This is a genomic window from Deinococcus humi, from assembly GCF_014201875.1.
In the GTDB taxonomy this organism is placed as follows: Bacteria; Deinococcota; Deinococci; order Deinococcales; family Deinococcaceae; genus Deinococcus; species Deinococcus humi.
This window is the reverse complement of sequence record NZ_JACHFL010000002.1, coordinates 149,684-170,746: the sequence shown is the minus strand read 5'-3', so window position 1 is coordinate 170,746 and position 21,063 is coordinate 149,684. Positions and strand designations below refer to the sequence as shown.

Below are 21,063 nucleotides of genomic sequence, written 5' to 3'. Positions count from 1 at the left end.
CAGACCGCTACTACAGACTTGCCGCCACCCGGGCGAACAGCTCTGGCACCGGCGGAACGGCCCCGCCGTCCACCCAGCCGAAACGGCGATCCCGGACGCCTCCACCCGCACCCACGCCCATGCCATTCGGAAATGCAGGGGTCAAATCGAGCGGTCCCTGTCCCTCCACCGCACCGGACAACACCGCCAGCGCGCGTTCCACCTGCCGTGCGTGTCCGAAGTGCATCAGGTGAAGGGTGCCGTCCACTTCCCAGGCAAAGCGGGCCGACAGTTCCGGCAGATCGTCCAGCGAGCCGGGGGCCGAGACATGGCGGGCGACAAGGCCGGGGCGCAGGCGCAGCGTGACCTCCAGCGCCTCGCCCAGCGCACCGAAACTGCCCACGAAGGGACGGGTCAGGTCATAGCCCTGCACATTCTTGACCGTTCGCCCACCCGCCCGCACCACCCGCCCGGATGGGGCGCGGAACGTCACACCCAGCACCTCCGCGCCGAAGAAGAAGGTCTGCCCGAAGCCGCCACGCGAGACCAGACCCGCCACGCCGCCGGGCAGTTCTACCGGGGGAAACGGCGGGTAGAGGCCGGGGGGCAGCGCCGCATAGACCTCCAGCAGGCGGGTATCGCCAGAGACGGTCAGGGTCTGATCGCCGGAAGACAGGTCCATTCTGGTCTCAGGCATCGGTTTGCTCCGGCAGAATTTTGCCCGGATTCAGGGCAACTGCGGGGTCAAGGGCACGTTTGACATTCCACAGGGCAGTCATGGTCTCAGGGTCCACCGCGTCGCGCATGAAGTCGCGTTTCATGGTGCCGATGCCGTGTTCGCCGCTCAGGACACCGCCGTGCCGAATCGCCACCAGGGCAATTTGATGTGCCAGCCGGTGAACGGCCTCGCTGGACTCCTGGCGCGGATCGAACAGGATGTTGGGATGCAGGTTGCCGTCCCCGATGTGCCCGAACTGCACCAATTTGAGACCAGAAGCGTCGCCCAACGCGCGAATCTGGCGCACCACCTCGGGCAGCACGCTTCGCGGCACCACGATGTCCTCGTTCATGCGCTGCGGGCGGATGCGCCCCAGCGCGGGCGAGACGCTGCGGCGGGCCTGCCACAGCGCCGCAGCCTCGGCCTCCCCCTCGGCCCGGCGGACCTGCCCCCCGGCGTCCAGGCAGGCGGCTTCCACCAGAGCGCGTTCCTCCTCCACGGTCTCCAGATCGTCGCCGTCGGTGTCCACCAGCAGCACGGCCCCCGCTTCGCGCGGCAGGCCCAGCTGCAGGTAATCCTCGACGGCGTTGGTACACGCCCCGTCCATGAACTCCAGCTTTGCTGGCACGGCCCCGGCGGCAATGGCGGCGCTGACGGCCTCGGCAGCCTGTCCGACCTCGTCGAAGTGGGCCATCAGCGTGCGTGTGAACCTGGGCGGCGGCGTCAGGCGCAACGTGGCAGACGTGATCAGGCCCAGCGTGCCCTCCGAGCCGATCAGCAGACCCGCCAGATCGTAGGCGTCACGCCCCAGGGTGTGCAGTTCCCCCTCCGCGTCCACGAAGTCCAGCGCGGTCACGTAATCGCCGGTCACGCCGTACTTGAAACACAGCGGGCCGCCTGCGTTCTCGCCCAGGTTCCCGCCGATGGTGCTGGTGCGGAAAGACGCCGGGTCAGGCGGGTAGATCAGTCCGTGGGGTCTGGCGGCCTCGGTCACCGCCAGCGTGATCACACCCGGCTGGGCCACCGCCTCGCGCCGTTCGGGGAAGATGTCCAACCGGGTCAGGCGGGTAAAGGAGATGACCACACCGGGCTGCATCGGGGCCGCGCCGCCGCTCAGGCCACTTGCCGCGCCGCGCCCCACGATGCTCACCCCCGCCCGCCGCGCCGCTTTCACGGTAACGATCACATCCTCAGTGCTTTCCGGCAACACGACCGCCAGCGGGGTCACGCCGAACTGGATCGCGTCGAAACGGTAGCTCAGGCGCTCGGAGAGGTTGGACAGCACCTTCTTTGGGCCCAGCAGGCGCGTCAGCTCGGCGGCCAGCGGGTTGCCGGCCCCGCCCTCTGAGCGGGGTTTGCGGGCAGGTGAGGTGGTGGTCAGGGCCAGCTTTTCGGTGGTCATGGGCGGCCTCCGCCGGGGTCAACCACCGGGCTGGCTTTGCTGGTCTGAGCCCTCACAAGTCTCCCCAGTACGCCCGGTCCAGCACTTCCACCGTGTGCATCACTGGTACGGCGCTGCCCGCTCGGCGCACATGGCTCTGAATCTGGGTGTGGCAGCCGATGTTGCCGCTGGCGATCAGATCTGGCGCAGTGGACAGGATGTGCCCGGCCTTGCGCGCGCCGAGTTGCCCAGCCAGCTCGGGCTGTTCAAGGTTGTAGGTGCCTGCCGAGCCACAGCACAGGTCACCCTCGGGAATCTCGACGACGCTTACGCCCGGGATCATGCGCAGCAGTTCGCGCGGCGCGGCGCGAACCCCCTGCGCGTGGGCCAGGTGGCAGGCGTCGTGGTACGCGACCTTGAGGGGCTGGGCAGTGGGCATGAACGGCTCCAGCCCGCCGTCCCGCGCCAGCCCGGAGAGATACTCGCTGATGTCCTGCACCTTGGCAGCAAAAGCCCTGGCCCGTTCCCCGTCATGAAGACCGTGCAGAATCACCGGGTATTCCTTGAGGCCCGCTCCACAGCCCGCCGCATTGGAGAGGATGGCGTCGTAGTCGTCGGGGTTGAAGGCGTCCAGATTGGCACGGACCAGCCGCAGGGCCTCGTCCCGCGCCCCGGTGTGCAGCGCGGCGGCCCCGCAGCAGCCCTGACCTTCAGGCACGACGACCTCGATGCCGTTGCGCGCCAGCACACGTAGGGTGGCGGCGTTGAAATTGGGTGCGAGGGCCTGCTGGGCGCAGCCGATCAGCAGGGCCACCCGGCCCCGGCGCTGCCCCCGCGCAGGCGTGACCCCCGGGCTGGGTTGCATGGCCGGAACATGCTCGGGCAGCAGATCCAGCGGGCCACGCAACGCGGCAGGCAGCGTGGGCGCCAGCGGCTTGGCGTACTGGCCAACGCGGGCGGCGAGGCTGAACAGTTTCGGTGCAGGCAGGGCTTTCAGGATGGCGTAGCGCTTGGTCCTGTCAAACGCCGAACGCTGGCGCTGCGGTTCGCTCCAGCCGCGAAAGCTGGTGATCAGTTCGCCGTAGGGCACCCCACTGGGACAGGCGGTCACGCAGGCCTGACAGCCCAGGCAGCGGTCTAGGTGGGGGACGGCGTCCAGCAGGTCCAGGCCACCCTCCAGCACCTCTTTCATCAGCACGATGCGTCCGCGCGGGCTGTCCATCTCGTCGCCCAGCAACGCGTAGGTGGGGCAAGCGGGCAGGCAAAAGCCGCAGTGCACGCAGGCGTCCACGGCGTGCGCCATTACCTCGCCCTGCGGTCCCAGCTCGCGCACGGGGATATCGTTGTTCACCGGATGTGCCTCACCCCGACAGGATACGGGGGTGGGCGAGGGGCGAAGGTCACGCGGGAATGGATTGGGCTAGAGGGGAAGCGGGGCCGGGGTCAGCGGTCCACCAGGCCACCAGCCGAGCTTCAATTCCCTGTGAAGACCGCTTCGTGACGCAGTTCAGCGTCACTCCTCCGCTACAGGCGCACACTCGGCCCATGACCTCGTCTCCCCTGCCCCTGTCTGTGCTGGATCTGGTACCGATTCCCTCCGGCTCGGACGCCACCGAAGCGCTGCGTGAATCCCTGCGGCTGGCGCAACACGCCGAGGACCTTGATTATCAAAGGTACTGGGTGGCCGAACACCACAACATGGGCGCGGTGGCGTCCAGTGTGCCGCTGGCGGTGCTGGCGGCGGCCTCGCAGGTCACCCAGCGGATCCGCCTGGGTTCCGGCGGCGTGATGTTGCCCAACCACGCGCCGCTGGCTGTGGCCGAGGGCTACCGTCTGCTCTCGGCGCTGGCCCCGGACCGCGTGGACCTGGGCCTGGGCCGTGCGCCGGGTACGGACGGGCGCACCGCCAGAGCGCTCCGGGGCGCGTCCGGCCTGCTGGAAGAGCCGTTCGAGCGGCAGCTGGCCGAGCTGATCGCCTTTGGCACCGGCCAGTTCCCAGCGGGCCATGCCTTTGCCGGAACGGTGGCTGCCCCGGCAGGCGACGGGCTGTTTCCGCCGCTGTGGCTGCTGTCCAGCAGCGGTTACGGCGCGCATGTCGCCGCCCGCATCGGCGCAGGGCTGGCCTTCGCGTGGCACATCAACCCCGATACGGCGCAGGCGGCGGCGGCGGCCCAGGCATACCGGGCAGCGTTCCAGCCGTCGGCGGCATTCCAGCAACCACACGTGATTGTCGCCGCCAACGTGATCTGCGCCCCCACCCGGGCGGAGGCCGAGGAACTGGGGCTGTCCGCAGGGCTGATGTTCCTGCGCCTGACCCGCGGCGAGGTGGCCTCCTTCCCCAGCGTGCAGGAGGCCCGCGACTACCCCTACACGCCACAGGAACGTGCAGTGGCCGAGGCGTCCCGTGCCCGCATTGTCGCGGGCGATCCAGCCGAGGTAGCCGCCCGCCTGCAGCGGCTGGCCCGCGAAGTCGGGGCCGACGAGCTGATCCTGACCACCATGACTCACGATCCGGCGGCCCGGCGGCGCTCCTACGCGCTGGTCATGGAGGCGATGCGCGAGGGGGTGGCGGTGGCGGCAGACTGAGAGACACCTGGCCCCTCGCCTTCCATGGACGAGGGGTGCGTTGCGTCAGCAGGGTGTGACCGGGTCAGCTGGTCGAACATTCTGCCGCTCCACCTGACTGGCCGGATCAACGAATGTATTCAGCGTAGCCCTTGCCCTCAGTGCCGTCACGGCGCCGGTTTCCGCTTCCAATCGGGCGCTGAAAGCAGAGATGCGGCTCAGGGAGGCCTATTCGCCGGGTTGCTCACCCGTGATTGCAGCGAGCCATTTACGCTGCTCCAGCCCCTCGGGCAGATGTGGGACTCTTGCGACGTCGTAAGTCGCGCCATACGCCCCCGAGCGCCGCTCGAACGTTCATTTCCTCAGGGACAGGAGCCGGCGCGTGGCGCAAGCTGGCCATAACATTCCTCCATGTTCTTGCCTGTCAGACCCTCGCAAGAGCGGGACTGACAACCTGCATCCATGACCATGATCGGCGCGCCCTCCGCCCCCGACGAGCCCGCCCGTCTCCTGAACCTGGAACAGTACGAGATCCTCGATACACCCTCCGAGGAAGGCTTTGACCGGATCGCCCGCCTGGCAGCCCACCTGCTCCGTACCCCTTTGGCCTGTATCAACTTCATTGACGGGTCCCGCCAGTGGACCAAGGCGGCCTACGGCCCAGGCCTGACTAGCGGCCCGCGCCGCGACTCGCTCTGCGCCTGGACCATTCTCGGGACCGTACCGATGGTGATCGAGAACACCCACGCCGATCCGCGCTTCGCCCACCACCCGGCGGTCGTGGGCGAGCCGTACATCCACACGTACGCCGGGGTCCCCCTGATCACCCCGGAAGGTCACTGCATCGGGACGCTGTGTGTCGCGGACCACCAGCCCCACCCCTTCATTCCGCGTGAGCTGCAGGACTTGCAGGATCTAGCCGGCCTGGTGGTGAACGAACTGGAGCTGCGGGCTCACAGTCTGGCATCAGACCGCAGACAGCCCTCCCCACAGCGCCGCGACGATGAGCTGCGGCGTGGGCTGGACCAGGCGTGGGTGCTCGACGGCCTGACGGGTCTGATAGGCCAGGAGCTGAGCCCCGAGGACATGACCCTGAAGGCCGCTGACGTGCTGGGCGGGGCACTGAACGCCGACTACATTGGCCTGCTGCAGTTCAAGGGAGAGGAGCTGAGGGAGACGGTGGCGTACCACACACCACAGGTGGCCCTGGCCCTGGACGCTCTGTCCGCCCCGCTGCCCGAGTGGGCCAACTCGGTCACGATGACCTTGAAAGATCTGAACCAGCCCATGTATCTCGACGACTATCCACTCGTCTCCGGCGCGCTAGGCGCGATGGTGGCCGCCGGGGTCCAGCAGATCGCCTGGCTACCACTGGGAACGCGCAACGGGGTCACCTCCTTGCTGCTGATCATGCGGCTCCAGAGCAATCCAGTGATGCGCTGGCGGGGCGGTGACCAGGGCCTGCTGACGGCGGCGGGACGCTGTGTGCGCGCCGCCCTCGACCGGCAACAGGAACTTGAGCGGGCACACCAGGAATCCCGGCGCGACGCGTTGACCGGGATTCTCAACCGCCGGGCGATGTACCAGGACCTGATCCAGCGGCATCTGAACAAGGGTCCTTTTCTGCTGGCGGAACTGGATCTGGACGGCTTCAAGTTGCTCAATGATCAGGAAGGCCATATCCAGGGCGACAAGCTGTTGCAGGTATTCGCCCGCACGTTGAAAGTGGAACTGGGCGCGACGGGGGAGGTCTACCGCATGGGCGGTGACGAATTCGTGGTGCTGGGGGACACCGACGAGGAGACACTCCACGACGCGGTAGACGTCGCGGTGCTGGCCGCACGGCAGGTGGGCGCGCTGCGCGGGGCCAGCGTGGGGATCGCGTACAGCAGCGAGGGTGCAGGAGAGACCCTCCTGGTTCTGGCGGAAGAACGTCTGTACGCAGTGAAATGCCGGCGACTGGCGGTGCGCCAGCAGGGTGTCGCGTCAGGGCTGCACTGAGAGGCCAGGGAAAGTGCCGACAGCGGTCCACGGTTCTGTCTTGAACGCAGGGCCGTAGATCGACAGGGCGAACGGTCATTGTTCCTCTCCTGCTGCACAGCCCAGACGGCTCTACCTTGATCCAACTCCGAAGCAGTGACTCTCTGGTTCGAACCAGAGCACTACGTCCGGTCCATCTGGGCGTCGCTCGAAAGGCCAGACGAAGGTTTTTTCGATGATCCAGCCGAAAATTCGGACGTGGGCCGGGAACCAGTCATTTGAGCGGCCACCCATACAGGCGTTCGTTTCGCGCGGCCCCTGCATGGGTGGCATCAATTGCGGCGCAATCTCCAACCGTGGGACTACTGCGGCGCAGCGGCGCCTTTCCCCTGGACAGGCCACCACCGAATGGCCAGACCGCGAAGCAAGAACAGGCCGTAGAGGGCCATCACCGAGGCGATGCCAAGTTTCGCGATCAACAACACCGGCGAGGCCTGCTGCACCGCCAGTCCCTGCGCCGCGCTGAACTGGACAAAGTCGTTCAGTGTATGGAGGGCGATGAGCGGCCAGATTGATCCCAGACGGAGACGCAGCGCGGCAGAGCCGATTCCACCCAGCACCGACGCAATCACCTGAACGGCGACAAATGCCGGGTCCCGCCCTACCAGCAGCGAGTTGGCGTGAATCATACCGAACAGCAGTGCAGATCCCATGACGGCCTGCAGGGTCCCGAGTGGGGCCAGGCCATGCAAGATGACGCCGCGAAACATCGCTTCCTCCTGAAATGCAATCAACAGGATCAGAACGAGCAGAATCAAGGCCTTGCCAGGCGGTGGGCCATCGACCCCGACGAGCAGCGCAGGAACAATGAGAAGAGCCACGGGCAGCACCATCAGGGCCCAGTTGCGGGGACGGTTGATCCTCTGGAAGCCAGCGGCGCGCCACCAGCCAAGGCGAGTGAGGAGAACCGCAGCGAAGACGGCATTCAGTAGCAGGATCGGCAGGTCGAGCGCAAGGAGGGGCACGTTCGGCAGGAAGAACCGGGCGGCGCCAAGGCACAGCAGCAGCAACACCTCAAGGGCGAGCATCACAAGCAGGACAAAACGCCAGGAATGCCAGGTCGTGGACAGGGTGCGGCGGGTAGGTTCTTCTGGACGGGTCGTCATAAAGACTCCTGATGAACGCGAAAGGGGCAGAAGCGATGTGCTGGTTCCAGCACGGGGTCACATGCCCGCACAACCCGAGTGCGGTGACGTTCTGGAGAGCTAGGAGTTCAGCGCAGCGTCTGTTGCAAGAACTGCACGATCGCCGTCACCAGCCCGCGCTCGAGGGGAAGCTCAGCGTTCGCGTACGTGGCGAAATTTGCTGCTGGGTCCAGCAGTGCCGGAACCAGCACATGATTGACGCTACTTGCAAGGTGAAGGCGCGCGCCCAGCTGAGCAGCGGCCAGCAACCGGGCATCCTCCGGGCGCACCTGAAGATCGCGGTCGCCCTGCACGATCAGGGTGGGGACGTTCACGGCGCCAATCATCCGGACCGGGTCGTACTTCAGGCTGCTGATCAGGTAGGGCTGGACACTGGGCCGGAACAGCGGTGCCAGGGCGGGCAGCACCTCGGTGACCCGCTCACCCCGGCTCAGGGCATCCAGAATCCGGTTTGTTTCCTGCACCAGTGCAGGCGGATTGGCCGGATTCTGGGCGATCTGGCGACGGATGGTCGTGCCGATGTCCTCACCGGGTGCCGCCAGCAGCACCAGGGCCTGCGCGGGCGCGGGCGCAGCTCCGGCCCTCTTCTGGAGGACGGCCAGCGCGACAGTCCCGCCCTCACTGTGGCCGATCACCACGACGGGGCCCAGATCGGGCTGCGCCGCGAGCCACGCCAGCCAGGCGCGGGCGTCGGCGATCAGGTCGTCAAACGTCAGGGCCTCCTCGCGAGGATCAGCCGCGGTGCTCGCTCCGATTCCCCGCTTGTCGGGCCGCAGGGACGCAATGCCATGTGCGGCGAGGTCGGATGCCAGTTTGCGGTAGGTCCCAGCGGGGCCGGCCGCACTGTCTCCATCACGGTTGGTGGGACCGCTTCCGGCAAGTATCAGCGCGACGGGAGGGCGTGGGTGTCCGGGACCGTCAGGCGTCTGGAGGGTGGCGGCCAGTCGGGCCCCCGGTACGTCCAGCGTCACGTCACGGCTGGCGGCGAGCGCCGGGGTCATCAAAAGGGCAGCGGTCAGGGGAAGCAGCAGTCGAGTACGCATGGGGTCTCCTCATGAGGCGGGTGACCTGTCGGGCGACACAGCGGAAATTCGCTGTGTCAGCCGCGCAGGGCCTGTCAACTCCGAAGGGTTACTTCGGTTGCACTCATGCTCCGAAGGTAGGGGAGGCACCTGGCCCCCAACGTCAACCGTTCGGTGGACATGACGGCCTGCCAAACGGTGGATAGACCCCTTCCAGGCCGGTCCAGCGGGGTGAGGCTGCCAGACGACGGGGCCAGTTTCCTCAGGTGGAGGGCACGCGGACACAGACCAGTGTGCCCCGGCCCCGCTCGCTGGTGACCGTGCACGTCGCCCCCACGGCCTGGGCGCGTTCACGCATGGTCTTCTGGCCCAGGCTGCCTTCGCGCGGCTGAGACGGATCGAAGCCTTCGCCGTCATCCTGGATAACGAGTTCCACCCGGTCCGCATGGCAGTTGAGGTGAAGATCAATGCTCGACGCAGACGCATGTTTGACGGTGTTGTGTGTTGCCTCCTGGGCGATCCTCAGCAGCGCCACCTTGGTGTCGATGGTCAGGGCCGGCTCCTCACACAGGTCCAGCGAGACCACCAGACCGTGCCGCGCCTGTAACGCCGAGGCCAGTTTCGCCAGGGCCATGCTGAGGCCCTCCTGCTCCAGGGATTCCGGTCTCAGCTCGAAAATCAGTGCCCGCATTTCCGCGAGGGCCGCTTCGGCCAGCGAAAGCATGTAGCGCACCGACTCCGGCGCCCGGTCGGGCGTTCGTTCCAGCTGCCGCAGGGTTGTCCGGCCACCCAGGGCAATGCCGTACAGCGCCTGACTGACGCTGTCGTGCAGATCGCGTGCCAGCTTCTGACGCTCCTCCACGGCTGCGTGGTCCCGGGCGCTGGCGAACAGGCGGGCATTCTCCACCACCACTGCCGCCTGACCCGCAATGCCCTGCAGCAGTTGCCGTTCGGTGTCGTCCAGCACATGCTCTACCGGGTAGGTGGCGTGGAGCGTCCCCAGATGCCGGCCCCCGTAGACCAAAGGCACGCTGATGACCGAGTCCTGCGTCGGCGTGGCTGGCAAGTTGGCTCCCTGGCTGGCTTCCCAGTTCTGGAGCGCCGCAGCTTCGGACGCCTCACCAGGCTCCTGCACCGTCACCGCGTGGTCCGGCAAGGCCCCCCGTCCACCGACACTGGGCCGTCCCGTGGAGTCCGCCAGCAGGACCGTGGCCGTGACGGCCCCAGTGGCCTGCACCACTCCCTGCGCGAGGCGGTCGAGGTTGTCCTGAAGACTCGCGGAGTACGTCAGATCCCGGGTCACCGCCAGAAGCGCTTCGAGGTCACGGGTGCGGGCCACGACGCGCTGTTCGAGCAATTGCAAGGCCTCCACCCGCTCAGTGATGTCGGTGTGTGATCCGGCCAGCCGCACGGCCCGACCTTCCGCATCGCGCTGGGTGGCGGCCCGCGAATGAATCCACCGATACGTGCCGTCCCTGTGCCGCAGACGCCCCTCAAATTCCAGCAGGTCCCCGGGGCCCTCCACATGCTGGGCGATATGACGCAGAACGCGCTCGCGGTCATCGGGGTGCAGCAGCCCTTCCCAGGTGCCGAGGTGGTCCTCCAGGTCCTGCGACCCGTAGCCCAGCATGCCTTTCCAGCGCGGAGAGTAGTACACGTCTCCACCGGCAACGTTCCATTCCCACAGGCCATCGTTGGAGCCCCGAACGGCGAGTTCGTACTGATCCTGGCTGCGACGCAAGGCGCGTCCGTGCTGTTGCAGGGTGGCCAGCATGGTGTTGAAGGTCCGCGAGAGGATGCCGAACTCGTCGTGTGCCTGCTCTGGCAAGCGCACGTCCAGGTTGCCGGAAGTGACCTGCCTCGAGGCGCGGGTCAGCCCGGAAATGGGCCGGATGATCCCGGCATGCGCGAGGCGCTCGGCAACGACTAAGCCCAGCAGAAAGCAGATCAGCAGCGCGCTCACCGTCCAGCCCAGGGTCTGGTCCGCATCCCGGGTAATCGCCCGGACCACGCTGGCATGCTGCGCCACGATCTCGTCGCGCGGCGACAGCATGATCAGGGTCCAGCCCAGGGCCTGAAGCGGCGCGTGGGACAGCAGGTAAGGCGTGCCGTGGGCGTCAAGCGGCCGCACGCCACTCTGGCGCTGCGTCAGCTCGACGCGCAGCGATCTCAGCGCCGAGGCGGGGTGCTGGAACAGCGACAGACCCAGCCGGGCTTTGACACTCTGCGGCGCCGCCTGACCCAGCAACACCCGCAGCGCACGTGGGGGTGCGGCAATCACCCGTCCCTGAACGTCGAGCAGCACCACGAACCCGCCGGGAGTCGGTTTCAGGCTGCTCAGGTGTGCCGATAGAGAGGTCAGGGAAACGTCGGCGCCGATGATGCCGCGGAATTCTCCTTTCAGGTACGCTGGAGTACTGGCCGTGACCAGCAGGCCATGTCCGGCGTCATCGAGATAGGGCGGAGACCACACAGTTCGGCGCTCTCCCGGCGTGGTGGGCAGCGCCCGGGTGTAGATGGGCTGCCGGGTAAACTCCAGGGTGGCGGACACCAGCCCTTGAAGACCGATGGGCGGGGCGTAGCGCACCACGTTGTGTCGGCTGAGAAAATACAGGGCCGCCGTGTCCGGAGTCTCCTGGACCAGCGGAAGCAGGACGGCGTCCAGCAGCTGAGAGTCCCGGACATCGCGCATCGCTCCGGAGTCCTGCGCCATCCCGCGCCGGATCCAGACATCGGCCTGCCGCGAAGGCGTGCCGTCATAGCTCGCTCCCGAAGCGGTGCGCAGGAGACCGGGCCCCTGCGGCGCAGCAGTGCGCTGCAGCAGGCTGTCCCAGGATCGGGCCACCACCCGGGTTGCAGCCGCCGCCTGCAACAGCCGGGTTTCGCTGAGATCGGCTTCCTTTACGGTCAGGGCGGCCAGGCGCTGCTCGATCTGATGCTCGACGCCACTGCTGGCGAGGCTGGCTGCATGGCGCTGGGTCTCCTGGAACCCGCGCATGACCGCGACGGTCACCGCGATGCCCAGCAGCACAATCAGCAGGGCTACCGCCAGCACGATTCGTGTGGCGAGCGAGAAGCGCAGGCGGCCAGTCAGCAGGGATTGACGCGGCTCCAGCGAGGACGGTGGGCGGGAGGCGGCCTCACTCAAGTCCCACCAAACCTTCCTTGTACGCGAAGATGGCGGCCTGCGTGCGGGACGCCAGACCGAGTTTCGACAGAACCCGGGTGACATGGGTCTTCACGGTCGGTTCCTCGACGTTCAGTTCACGGGCGATTTCCTTGTTGGCGCGGCCCCGGGCCACCAGTTTCAGGATTTCCGTCTCACGCGGCGTGAGGTGCTCGCGCATGTCCGGGGTGCGAACTTCGCGGGCGAGCCGCTTTGCCGCTTCGGGATGCAGCCGGACCTCGCCCCTGGCCGCAGCGTGAATGGCCTCCTCCAGCGCGTCCGCATCGGTGTCCTTGAGCAGATACCCTGTGGCTCCGGCCTGGACGGCGTCGATGACCTTGCGGTCTTCAAGGACGCTGGTCAGCGCAATGACCTCCACCTCCGGAGAGCGCTGTCGCAGTTCACGGATGGCGGTGATGCCGTCCATAACCGGCATGTTCAGGTCCATCAAGATCACATGCGGCTCAAGCTCGCGCGTCAGGTCAAGGGCTTCCTGGCCATTCCTGGCTTCACCAATGATGTCGATGTTCTCGGCGGTCCCGAGAAACATGTGGATGCCCTGCCGGACGACGGCATGATCGTCGACCAGCAGGACGCGAACCGGTCCGGATGAGCGCATGGCCATATCTTAATCGTCCCTTAAAGCAGACAAGGGCTCTTCGGCCAGGATCAGCACGTTGCCGTCTGGACCGCGCAGCGTGGCCTGTCGTCGCTCCCCGGCGTCATGCGGCGGTTGCAGCCACATCACGGTGGGCTGACGGCTGAGGAGGTGGTAGGCCTGATCGAGCTGACTCACAGTGACCTGCACATCGGTGAACTGCTGCCGGGCGTCCGTGTGCAGTTCCAGGTAAGCCTCTCCTTCCGGGAAGAACAGGCGAGCACGGTGCGCTTCATTGGTGTCCGGCAATGTCACCAACTCGGCCCGTAAGCCTGCCTCCTGGTAGTACGCCACGGCGGCCTGGAGGTCGGGCACGTACAGCTTGACGTGACTGAGACGGCAATATTTGAAGTCATCCTGCGGCACATCTCCAGCCTGAACGACGGATGCGTGTTTGCCGTTAGACCAAAGTTGAACACCACGCCCGAACCACTGCCACTCTGGAGGGGCTGGGGGCCGCATCGTCCGAAGGGTTGACGTCCAGGCTGGGCCGGGCAGCTTAGCGTCAGGGTGTGCTCAGGCTCAGCGCTGCGCCACACAGGATGATCCTTCCCAGAGTTCTCTGCCCCGGCAGGCCTCTCCACCCATGACGCCCTGTCAGACCAAACACAGGCCAGCATCCGGGCATTTGCCGTCCCATAGGCCCGCAACAGGAACAGTTAGATCGTGTCGCCCTCATCTCTTCACAGAGCTTCCTCGTCCCCTTCCACTGTTCTGGCCCAGGCGGCCCGTACCGGAGGTTCCATGCATGTTTTCATCGTCCACACCCATCCTGAGCCTCAGTCCTTCAATGCCGCCATGACCCGAAGGGCTGTCGAAACCCTCGAAGCCATGGGTCACACCGCCGAAGTCTCAGATCTGTACGCCATGCAGTTCAATCCGGTGGCGGGATGGCACGATTTCCCAGCGGTCACTCAACCGCGTTTTCTCCAGTATCAGCGGGAGCAGAAAGAGGCCTTCGAGCACCGGAGCCACACGCCGGAAATCATCCTCGAGCAAGAGAAACTGGCCCGCGCGGACCTGGTGATCTTCCAGTTTCCTATCTGGTGGCGTTCGTCTCCAGCCATGCTGAAAGGCTGGTTTGACCGTGTGCTCAGCGTGGGGTTCGCCTATGGATCTGGCCGGGTCTATGGCACGGGAGGATTGCAGGGCAAGCGGGCCCTGCTCTCCGTGACCTTTGGCGGGCCTACCAGTGCCCCGGAAGCTTCAGAGGTCCTTCATCAGCTTCAAGATGGCGTCCTGGCCTTCGTGGGCTTTGAGGTTCTGCCGCCATTTGTGGTGGGCGGCCCGCGGCAGCTCACGGAGAACGCCAGGCGAGCCGAGCTTCAGCGGTATGGCCAGTTCCTCGCGGGCCTCACCTGCGAACCCATGCGCATGCAGACATCATGCGACGTATGGAGACCGTCATGACAGCTGTGATGCGTTCGACAGGGCACGGCCTCGGCCCTACGCGGGAGAACAGTCTCGTGTATCGCGCACGGTTAGCGAAGGCCTGCTGCGATTTGCCAGACCCCCTTGGTCCCGTTCAGGTTCCGCTGGGCGGTCCGGCCACCGGGTTCCTCATCAGACCATCTCGCCAGCATGGACCGTGCGTGGGGCGGCCATGAGCGACCTCGTGATCTCCACTTCACAGCTCACCCGCCGCTTCGGCGCCACCACCGCCGTGGATCACCTGGACCTGAATGTGCACCGTGGCGAGATCTACGGCCTGCTGGGGCACAACGGCGCCGGGAAAACCACCACCGTGCGGCTGCTCAACGGCGTCCTCCGCCCAGATGAGGGCACTATCCGTGTGCTGGGCCTCGACCCGGTGCATCAGGCCGACGCAATCCGGCAACGCACTGGAGTGCTGACCGAAACTCCCAGCCTGGAAGACCGCTTGACAGCCACCGAGAACCTCGAACTGTACGCCGATCTGTACAGCGTCCCCATCCCTGCCGTTCAAGCCAGAATCCATTCGATGCTGACGACGTTTGATCTGCTCGACGCCCGTCATGGGCGCGTTGGAAATTTCAGCAAGGGGATGAAACAGCGTCTCGCGCTGGCTCGGGCACTGCTGCATGACCCGGAATTGCTGTTTCTGGACGAGCCCACCAGCGGGCTGGATCCGGTCAGTGCACGGAGTGTCAACGCGACGATCACCCGCCTCGTCCGTGAGGAAGGCCGCACAGTGGTCCTGTGCACCCATGATCTGGCGGATGCTCAGCAGTTATGTGACCGGGTCAGCATCCTGCGCCACGGGCAGGTCGTGGCGAGCGGCTCCCAGGAACAGTTGATCGCGCACCTCGGGTTGAGGCGGCGGTTGACCCTGGAGGTGGCGAGGGGTGAGGCCCGGCGGGCGAACACCCTGATTCAGACTCACTTTGGGACCGCTAGAGCCGTTCAGGGAGACCGGATTGAGCTTGAGCAGGTCCGTCGCGAGGACATTCCCCGCCTGCTGGCCCTTCTGCACGAGGAGAGCATCGACGTGTTCGCCGTCATTCCACATCTACCCACGCTGGAGGACGTGTACTTCCGCCTTCATGATGGCCGGACCCCGGCGGTGACCGCATGAATGGCCGTGCGGTCCGGGCCGTGATCCGCAAGGACCTGAAGATGCTGCGGCGCAGCAAGCCCGTGCTGCTGCCGCTGATCCTGGTGCCGCTCATGTTCTATGTGCTGATACCGCTGGCGGTGGGCCTGGGCGGCCCGGCCCTGATTCAGGGAGGCAGCGCGGTGACCGGGGTCACGGACCTGCTCGCCCAGGTCTCCCCCGCCCTACGCGCTGAACTCTCGGCGCTCACTCCGGCGCAGCAGCCGGTGGTGCTGCTCGGGCTGTACCTGCTGGCCCCCATCTACCTGATCGTGCCGATCATGGTGTCCAGCGTGATCGGGGCAGACAGTTTTGCTGGAGAGAAGGAACGCCGGACCTTCGAGGCGCTTGCCTACAGTCCCATCACGGACCGGGAACTCTTCCTGGCAAAGGTGGCCGTCGCGTGGGTCCCGGCGGTGCTGATCGCCCTGCTGGGCTTCGTGGTCTACGGCGTCACCCTCAATGCTGCGGCCTGGCCGATCATGGGGCAGGTGTTTTTCCCCAATGCCACCTGGGTGGTGCTGGCGCTGTGGGTTGCCCCTGGCGTGGCCGCGCTGGCGCTGGGGGCAACCGTGCTGGTGTCGGCCCGGGTGCAGACCTTCCAGGAAGCCTTCCAACTGGGGGGCGTCGTGGTCCTGCCGCTGATCTTGCTGGTGGTGGGGCAGGTGGCCGGCGTGGTGTACCTGGGGGTCACGCTCGCCGCTGTCCTGGGTCTGGTGGTGTGGCTGCTGGCGCTGGCACTCTTGTGGTTCGGTGCCCGCAGCTTCCAGCGCACGGGGATGCTGGCCTCTCCCTGACGGCCCTCCCACCGCCCGGCCCCGTTTGATGCCTGTCTGTTCAACAGGCAGAACACAGGGCAGTCGCCGACGCAGATCGGTTCCACCATGACCCCTTTGCTGCCGGCTCATCCTGCGGCCAACTTCAATCGGACCGGCATCTCACAGTCAAACCGTCACCTCGCCTCTTCGCTCTTTCGCTATGCTGGAAGCACATGGCACACGGGGAGACTTGGCAGCTACGCGTGCTTGGCCCACCGGCTCTCGTTCATCCGAGCGGCTCGGTGGTGCGGCTCGAGGGGAAGGCGCTGGCCCTGGTCACCTATCTCGCACTCGAAGGTTCGGCCTCCCGGTTACGCGTGGCCAGCCTGCTGTGGCCCGACACCCTGGAGGGGGCCGCCCGCAACAACCTTGTGCATCTGATCCGCCGCATCCACAAGCTGACCGGAGAGAAGCTGGTCCTCGCGGACGACAGGGTGTCGCTCTCACCACAGGTTACGGTGGACGCCACAGTGTTTCTGGAGAGCAGTCCAGGTAGAGGCGATCTCAGTGCGGTGGGGCCACTTCTTCAGGATGTGGACTTCGACGATTGTCCCGACCTCGCCGACTGGCTGCTCACCTGGCGTGAGCGCCTCGATCACCGGCAGACGGTGGCGCTGACGGACCGCGCCACGCAGCAGGAGGACACCGGCAACCTGACAGGTGCCCTCACAACCACCCTGCGTCTGCTGGACCTCAACCCCGTCTCCGAGGACGCCTACCGCCGGCTGATCCGGCTGCACTACCTCGCCGGGGACCGCGCCGCCGCCCTGCGCGCCTTTGAGCGCTGTCAGGAGGTTTTGCGCCGCGAAATCGGTGTAGACCCTCTGCCGGAAACTGTGCAACTGGCGCGGGAAGTGGAGCGGGGCGAGGTCAGATCCCCGGCGCCCCTGCGGCGGCGCCTGCCCGTGTCGGTGCTGCGCCCACCCCATCTGGTGGGGCGGGAGGACGCATGGGCCCGCATGGAAGAGGCGTGGGAGGCAGGGCAGTTCATCATTCTGGCGGGCGAGGCAGGCGTGGGCAAGTCGCGTCTGGCCAGGGACTTCGCCGCCAGCAAGGGGGAGGTGCTGCACCTCGAGGGCCGTCCGGGCGACGCGGTCGTTCCATACGCCACGACTGCGCGCAACCTGCGGCGGATCTTCGCGCGCACCCCTGACCTCGTGCTCGAGCCGTGGATGCGCGCGAGCCTCGCATGGCTGCTGCCCGAACTGCGGACCGACACCGAGATGCCCGCAGCGCCTGCCCCATCCCTACACGCCGCCATCCGGCACGTCTTCCAGGTCGGGCTCGCGGGCGTAAGCTCATTCATCTACGACGACCTGCACCTGGCCGACCCGGCGTCCATGGAAGCGGGCTTCGTGCTGATCTCCTCCTCCTTCCCGCTGGGACAGCCGGGAGGCGTGCCGCACCTGATCTGCACGGTCCGGCCCGCCGAGCTTTCCAGCGCGACCACCGACATTTTCCGGCGGGGCAATGCCGCCGGGCACAACCAGCGCATTGACCTGAAACCGCTGCCGGAGGCGGCGGTGGCCGAGTTGCTGAGTGACCTTGGCGTGCCGGAGGTCCTGGGGCGGGCCGGGCAACTCACCCGCTTCACCGGCGGCAATCCTTTCTTTGTGCTGGAGACGGTCAAGCATCTCCTCGACCAACCAGACGCGGGCGGTCCACTGCCTGTGGCCGAACGAGCCACGCAGCTGATCGCCGAGCGCCTCTCCCACCTCCCGGCCCTCGCGCTGAGTGCGGCGCGGGCCGCCGCCATCTTGCAAAGCGACCTGCGCGTCGAACTGGTCGCCGACGTTCTGGGGGCGCCGCTGCTCGACCTGGCCTCGGCGTGGGAGGAGCTGGAGGCCGCAGGGGTCATGAACGGTGAGCGGTTCAGCCACGACCTGGTGCAGGAGACCGTGATGGCGGGCATTCCGCCGTCCGTGGGCCGTCTGCTTCACCGGAGCGCCGCCCGGGTCCTGGGCCGGGAAGCGGCCAGCCCGGCACGGCTGGCCCGGCACTGGCAGGAGGGCGGTGACCTCAGGGCAGCAGCGCCGCTGTTCGTGCGGGCAGCCGAGGAGGCGCTGGGGGCCTTGCGGCCCGTGGAGGCGGTGGGCTTCTTCGGGCAGGCGGCCGACCTCCACGACGCTCTGGGCGAGCATGACGCGGCCTTTGAGGTGCGTCTGCGCGCCGTTGAGAGTCCGTGGCGCACCGAGCAAGTTGCGTCTCTGCATGCCCTGATCGAGCAGCTCGCGGCAGGCGCACGCACGAACGAGCAACGCGCGTGGGTGAGCGCCCTGCGTGCCGGACGGCTGCTCGGCCAGGGACAGGCTGCGGCTTCGGAGGCAACGGCGCTCGAAGGCCTCGCCCTGTTGGGCAATCTGCGGCAATCGCGCGTGCGGGCCGCCCTGCTGCGTGAACTGGTGCAGGCGATGGCGCGACAGGGCAAGGTGGACGCCGTGCGGAGCATCCTGGAAGAGGTGCAGACCCTCCACGAGGCACTGGCAGACGAGCGGGAGCGTGCCCTGGGCGAAATTGCGCTGGGTGGGGCCTACCTGCGGCTGGGGCTGAACGAGGAGGCTGAGCCGCATCTGAGGCTGGCCACCGAGCTGTTCGGGATGCTGGGCGACACCTACCGCTCCGCCTGGGCCACACACAATCTTGCCGTCACGCTCCACGCCCGCGAGCACTTCCAGGAGGTCATCCGGCTGCGAGAAGACCTCGACGTGCAGCTTGGCCGTGCAAACGCGCCTTCCCTCTACCGGGCCAACCTAACCGAACTCGGCATAGCCCACACCCGGTTGCGCCAGTACGATCAGGCCCTGTCATGGCTGCGCCGTGCCGAGGCCCACGGAGACGAGGTCGGCGAGCCGCGTGGGTCCCTCGACCGCGCTTTCACCGACCTGTTCTGGGCGCTGGGGGCCCACGAAGAGTGTCTGGCCGCTGCCGAGCGGGCGCTGGCGCATCCCGACCCGCGCGACGCTGGCGCGTTCCTGCCGTGGCTGGCCGTGGGCCGCGTCCGGGCGGCGCAGGGGGACATGGGCGGCGCACTGGCAGCGTACAGGCACGTTGAGTCGGGTCTGGGCACGCACGACTTTCCGTACTCACGTGGCCTGCTGCTCCTCGCTCAGGGGGCCCACGGCGCGCCGCAGGCGGCGACCGAACTGGCCTCCCGCGCCCTTGAACTCGCCCGGACCCACCGCTTCCCCGATCTGGAAACGGCGGCGCTCGCCGCCCGCGCCGAGGCTCTGCTGGCACATGGGGACACGGAGGCAGCGCGGCGGGACAGCGAAGCCGCCATCCTGCGCCTGCCCACCCACGCTCCACGTGACGACTTTGCCCGGCCGCTGCTGGTGCATCACCGCGTTCTCGTGGCAGCGGGGGACGCGGCGGCCAGAGTGCCCCTGCAGCAGGCGCTCGCGTGGCTTGCGGAGACGGTGCAGCGCGTCCCCGACGAGTACCGTCACGCTTTCCTGAACACCCACGTCACGCATCGCGCCCTTCAGGTGCTCGGGGGCCGGGCGCCACAGTGAACAGAGGGGAGCGGGAACCCTGGGGCCCCGCTCCGACTGTCCCACTCCTCGCTAAAGGTTCAGAAGTTCAGGAACCTGCCGAGCAGGGCGTTGGCGTCCGCCTGCGCGACATCATTGATCTCGAAGCCTGCCACAATCACTTTCGACGAGCCGCCCGCACCGGTGGTGGCCTTCCCCGTTGCGATGACCTGATCATTTTCCTTGAAGAGCGTCTGCGTGCCCGCTGCGGGCGTCATGTAGCTGCGGAACGACCGAGCGGCGACAGGCACGTTGAGCCCTTGCGTCACGGTGTTGGCCTGACCCGTCAGCGTGTACGCGGGCATCGTGATCGTTTCCCCCGATGCCGTTTGCGCGAGCCCCGCGCGCGCCACGAGCAGCGGCCTGAAACGCTCGTCCGGCACCTGCAGCTGGTTGCGCCCGCCCACAGAGTTCCTCAACACTGCTGAGGACAGCAGGATCAGCTTGCGGCCCGGCGCATCCACGAAAGTGCTCATGCTCGCGAGGTCATCATTCGTCATCGCTGTCGCGAAGCTGCTGCCCGAGTAATACACGACGCCGCTGTACTTGCTGAGCTGCGTGGCACTTGGACCATCGGGAATATCGGGTTCATAGCCCCCCGTGCCGTGCGGTACGACAAACACATCGAAGGGACGGTCCGCAGCGTTCATGGCGGCGCGGATGGCCTTGTCGGCCACCGAGTCGGGCACGTAAGCGGGGTTGGTGGCGTTGCTGTTGTTGCTGCTGTCGTCATCGTCCACGATCGCCCAGCGCTCGACGTTCACAGTGATTTGCACGGTCTTCTCGATGCTCCCGTTCTTGCCGCGCACGGTCAGCGTATGGGGTCCAACCGGCACCTCCGCGCCGACATTCAACATCAGCAGGGTGCCCGCCTCTCCGCCAAAGGCCCCCTGAATCTTGCTCGGGCCGCTGCCCGCACTTGCTCCTTCCAGCGACAGGGTGACGCTGCCCTCGGAGTTGGCGGGACGGGTCACAGCGATCTGCGCTGAGCCGCTCCTCCCGGCTGTCACGGTGAGCGCGGTCGGCTGGGCACTCAGGGTGAACTCGGGGTTGCCGGGCGCGGGGGTCGTCACGTCGCGCTCGACACCCGAACTGGTTCCGGCGCTGTTCACGGCTTTGAGGCGATAGGTGTACGCCGTGCTCGGCGTGAGGGCGGTGTCCGAGTACGAGAGGGTATTGCCGGGCACGCTCGCGGCGACCATCGCGTACTCTCCGCTGTTCGTCTTGCGCTCCAGCGTGAAGTTTGAGGCGTCCGGGACGGCGCTCCAATTCAGCAGGACCGCCGTGCTGTTGGTGGCGGTGGCCGTAAAGGTTGTGGGATTGCCCGGGGCAGTGACCGGTACCGGGTTGCCTGGCCCACAACTGGCGAGCGAGAGGGTGAGGGCCAGCAGGCCCAGGGTCAGTTTTTTCGTGTGCATACTTTTGACCTCCTTGTGCTGAGGAGGACACTACCCAGCACAGGATGACAA

General features: G+C 67.0%; 15 protein-coding genes. 6 read left to right on the top strand and 9 right to left on the bottom strand.

The features are described 5' to 3' along the window. Window positions 1-10 precede the first annotated feature (10 nt). Genes HNQ08_RS04400 through glcF form a run of 3 tightly spaced genes read right to left on the bottom strand, consistent with a single transcriptional unit; the run spans window position 11 to window position 3,429 of the window. Complete coding sequence (locus HNQ08_RS04400; RefSeq protein WP_184127890.1) at window positions 11-676, bottom strand: DUF5639 domain-containing protein; 666 nt, start codon at window positions 674-676, stop codon at window positions 11-13. Beyond that, entirely contained in the window at window positions 669-2,099 is a 1,431-nt protein-coding gene (locus tag HNQ08_RS04395; RefSeq protein WP_184127889.1) for an FAD-binding oxidoreductase, read from the bottom strand. Before HNQ08_RS04395 ends, HNQ08_RS04400 begins: the two co-directional genes overlap by 8 nt. Window positions 2,100-2,151: 52 nt before the next feature. Beyond that, entirely contained in the window at window positions 2,152-3,429 is a 1,278-nt protein-coding gene (glcF, locus tag HNQ08_RS04390; RefSeq protein WP_184127888.1) for a glycolate oxidase subunit GlcF, read from the bottom strand. Window positions 3,430-3,623: 194 nt separating this feature from the next. Here glcF and HNQ08_RS04385 point away from each other — a divergent pair, with 194 nt between their 5' ends. Beyond that, window positions 3,624-4,664: an LLM class flavin-dependent oxidoreductase gene (locus HNQ08_RS04385; RefSeq protein ID WP_184127887.1), complete on the top strand. Its 1,041-nt coding sequence runs from the start codon at window positions 3,624-3,626 to the stop codon at window positions 4,662-4,664. Window positions 4,665-5,105: 441 nt separating this feature from the next. Further along, entirely contained in the window at window positions 5,106-6,644 is a 1,539-nt protein-coding gene (locus tag HNQ08_RS04380; RefSeq protein ID WP_229789753.1) for a sensor domain-containing diguanylate cyclase, read from the top strand. A gap of 341 nt (window positions 6,645-6,985) precedes the next feature. Here the strand turns inward: HNQ08_RS04380 and HNQ08_RS04375 are convergent, their stop codons facing one another. The 5 genes from HNQ08_RS04375 to HNQ08_RS04355 form a co-directional block, all read right to left on the bottom strand. Further along, window positions 6,986-7,789, bottom strand: a complete 804-nt coding sequence (locus HNQ08_RS04375) for a CPBP family intramembrane glutamic endopeptidase (RefSeq protein ID WP_184127886.1) — start codon at window positions 7,787-7,789, stop codon at window positions 6,986-6,988. Between the two features lie 107 nt (window positions 7,790-7,896). Then, on the bottom strand, window positions 7,897-8,871 hold the full coding sequence (locus HNQ08_RS04370; protein WP_184127885.1) for an alpha/beta hydrolase: 975 nt from the start codon (window positions 8,869-8,871) through the stop codon (window positions 7,897-7,899). Between the two features lie 241 nt (window positions 8,872-9,112). After that, on the bottom strand, window positions 9,113-11,998 hold the full coding sequence (locus HNQ08_RS04365) for a PAS domain-containing protein (RefSeq protein ID WP_184127884.1): 2,886 nt from the start codon (window positions 11,996-11,998) through the stop codon (window positions 9,113-9,115). Further along, a complete protein-coding gene (locus HNQ08_RS04360; protein ID WP_184127883.1) occupies window positions 11,991-12,641 on the bottom strand; it encodes a response regulator in 651 nt (216 codons plus the stop codon). The genes HNQ08_RS04365 and HNQ08_RS04360 overlap by 8 nt, the downstream gene beginning before the upstream one ends. 3 nt (window positions 12,642-12,644) lie before the next feature. After that, window positions 12,645-13,040, bottom strand: coding sequence for a VOC family protein (locus HNQ08_RS04355; RefSeq protein WP_184127882.1), 396 nt, complete (start codon window positions 13,038-13,040; stop codon window positions 12,645-12,647). A 378-nt stretch (window positions 13,041-13,418) separates the two neighbouring features. On the opposite strand from HNQ08_RS04355, the gene HNQ08_RS04350 reads away from it, so the two are divergent. The 4 genes from HNQ08_RS04350 to HNQ08_RS04335 all read left to right on the top strand — a co-directional run bounded on the left by HNQ08_RS04350 (window position 13,419) and on the right by HNQ08_RS04335 (window position 19,576). Then, complete coding sequence (locus tag HNQ08_RS04350) at window positions 13,419-14,084, top strand: NAD(P)H-dependent oxidoreductase (RefSeq protein ID WP_184127881.1); 666 nt, start codon at window positions 13,419-13,421, stop codon at window positions 14,082-14,084. Between the two features lie 193 nt (window positions 14,085-14,277). After that, a complete protein-coding gene (locus HNQ08_RS04345) occupies window positions 14,278-15,228 on the top strand; it encodes an ABC transporter ATP-binding protein (RefSeq protein ID WP_184127880.1) in 951 nt (316 codons plus the stop codon). Further along, complete coding sequence (locus HNQ08_RS04340; protein ID WP_184127879.1) at window positions 15,225-16,043, top strand: ABC transporter permease subunit; 819 nt, start codon at window positions 15,225-15,227, stop codon at window positions 16,041-16,043. The genes HNQ08_RS04345 and HNQ08_RS04340 overlap by 4 nt, the downstream gene beginning before the upstream one ends. A 224-nt stretch (window positions 16,044-16,267) precedes the next feature. After that, complete coding sequence (locus HNQ08_RS04335) at window positions 16,268-19,576, top strand: BTAD domain-containing putative transcriptional regulator (RefSeq protein WP_184127878.1); 3,309 nt, start codon at window positions 16,268-16,270, stop codon at window positions 19,574-19,576. A 59-nt stretch (window positions 19,577-19,635) separates the two neighbouring features. Here HNQ08_RS04335 and HNQ08_RS04330 read toward each other — a convergent pair whose 3' ends face one another. After that, window positions 19,636-21,012 (bottom strand): fibronectin type III domain-containing protein, encoded by a 1,377-nt coding sequence (locus tag HNQ08_RS04330; RefSeq protein ID WP_184127877.1) that lies wholly within the window; start codon window positions 21,010-21,012, stop codon window positions 19,636-19,638. Window positions 21,013-21,063: the final 51 nt, after the last annotated feature.

Coding starts and splice junctions, on each gene's coding strand:
- HNQ08_RS04375 (WP_184127886.1), bottom strand. CDS start 7,789: ATGACGACCCGTCCAGAAGAACCTACCCGCCGCACCCTGTCCACGACC.
- HNQ08_RS04360 (WP_184127883.1), bottom strand. CDS start 12,641: ATGGCCATGCGCTCATCCGGACCGGTTCGCGTCCTGCTGGTCGACGAT.
- HNQ08_RS04395 (WP_184127889.1), bottom strand. CDS start 2,099: ATGACCACCGAAAAGCTGGCCCTGACCACCACCTCACCTGCCCGCAAA.
- HNQ08_RS04330 (WP_184127877.1), bottom strand. CDS start 21,012: ATGCACACGAAAAAACTGACCCTGGGCCTGCTGGCCCTCACCCTCTCG.
- HNQ08_RS04340 (WP_184127879.1), top strand. CDS start 15,225: ATGAATGGCCGTGCGGTCCGGGCCGTGATCCGCAAGGACCTGAAGATG.
- HNQ08_RS04385 (WP_184127887.1), top strand. CDS start 3,624: ATGACCTCGTCTCCCCTGCCCCTGTCTGTGCTGGATCTGGTACCGATT.
- HNQ08_RS04400 (WP_184127890.1), bottom strand. CDS start 676: ATGCCTGAGACCAGAATGGACCTGTCTTCCGGCGATCAGACCCTGACC.
- HNQ08_RS04380 (WP_229789753.1), top strand. CDS start 5,106: ATGACCATGATCGGCGCGCCCTCCGCCCCCGACGAGCCCGCCCGTCTC.
- HNQ08_RS04350 (WP_184127881.1), top strand. CDS start 13,419: ATGCATGTTTTCATCGTCCACACCCATCCTGAGCCTCAGTCCTTCAAT.
- HNQ08_RS04370 (WP_184127885.1), bottom strand. CDS start 8,871: ATGCGTACTCGACTGCTGCTTCCCCTGACCGCTGCCCTTTTGATGACC.
- HNQ08_RS04345 (WP_184127880.1), top strand. CDS start 14,278: ATGAGCGACCTCGTGATCTCCACTTCACAGCTCACCCGCCGCTTCGGC.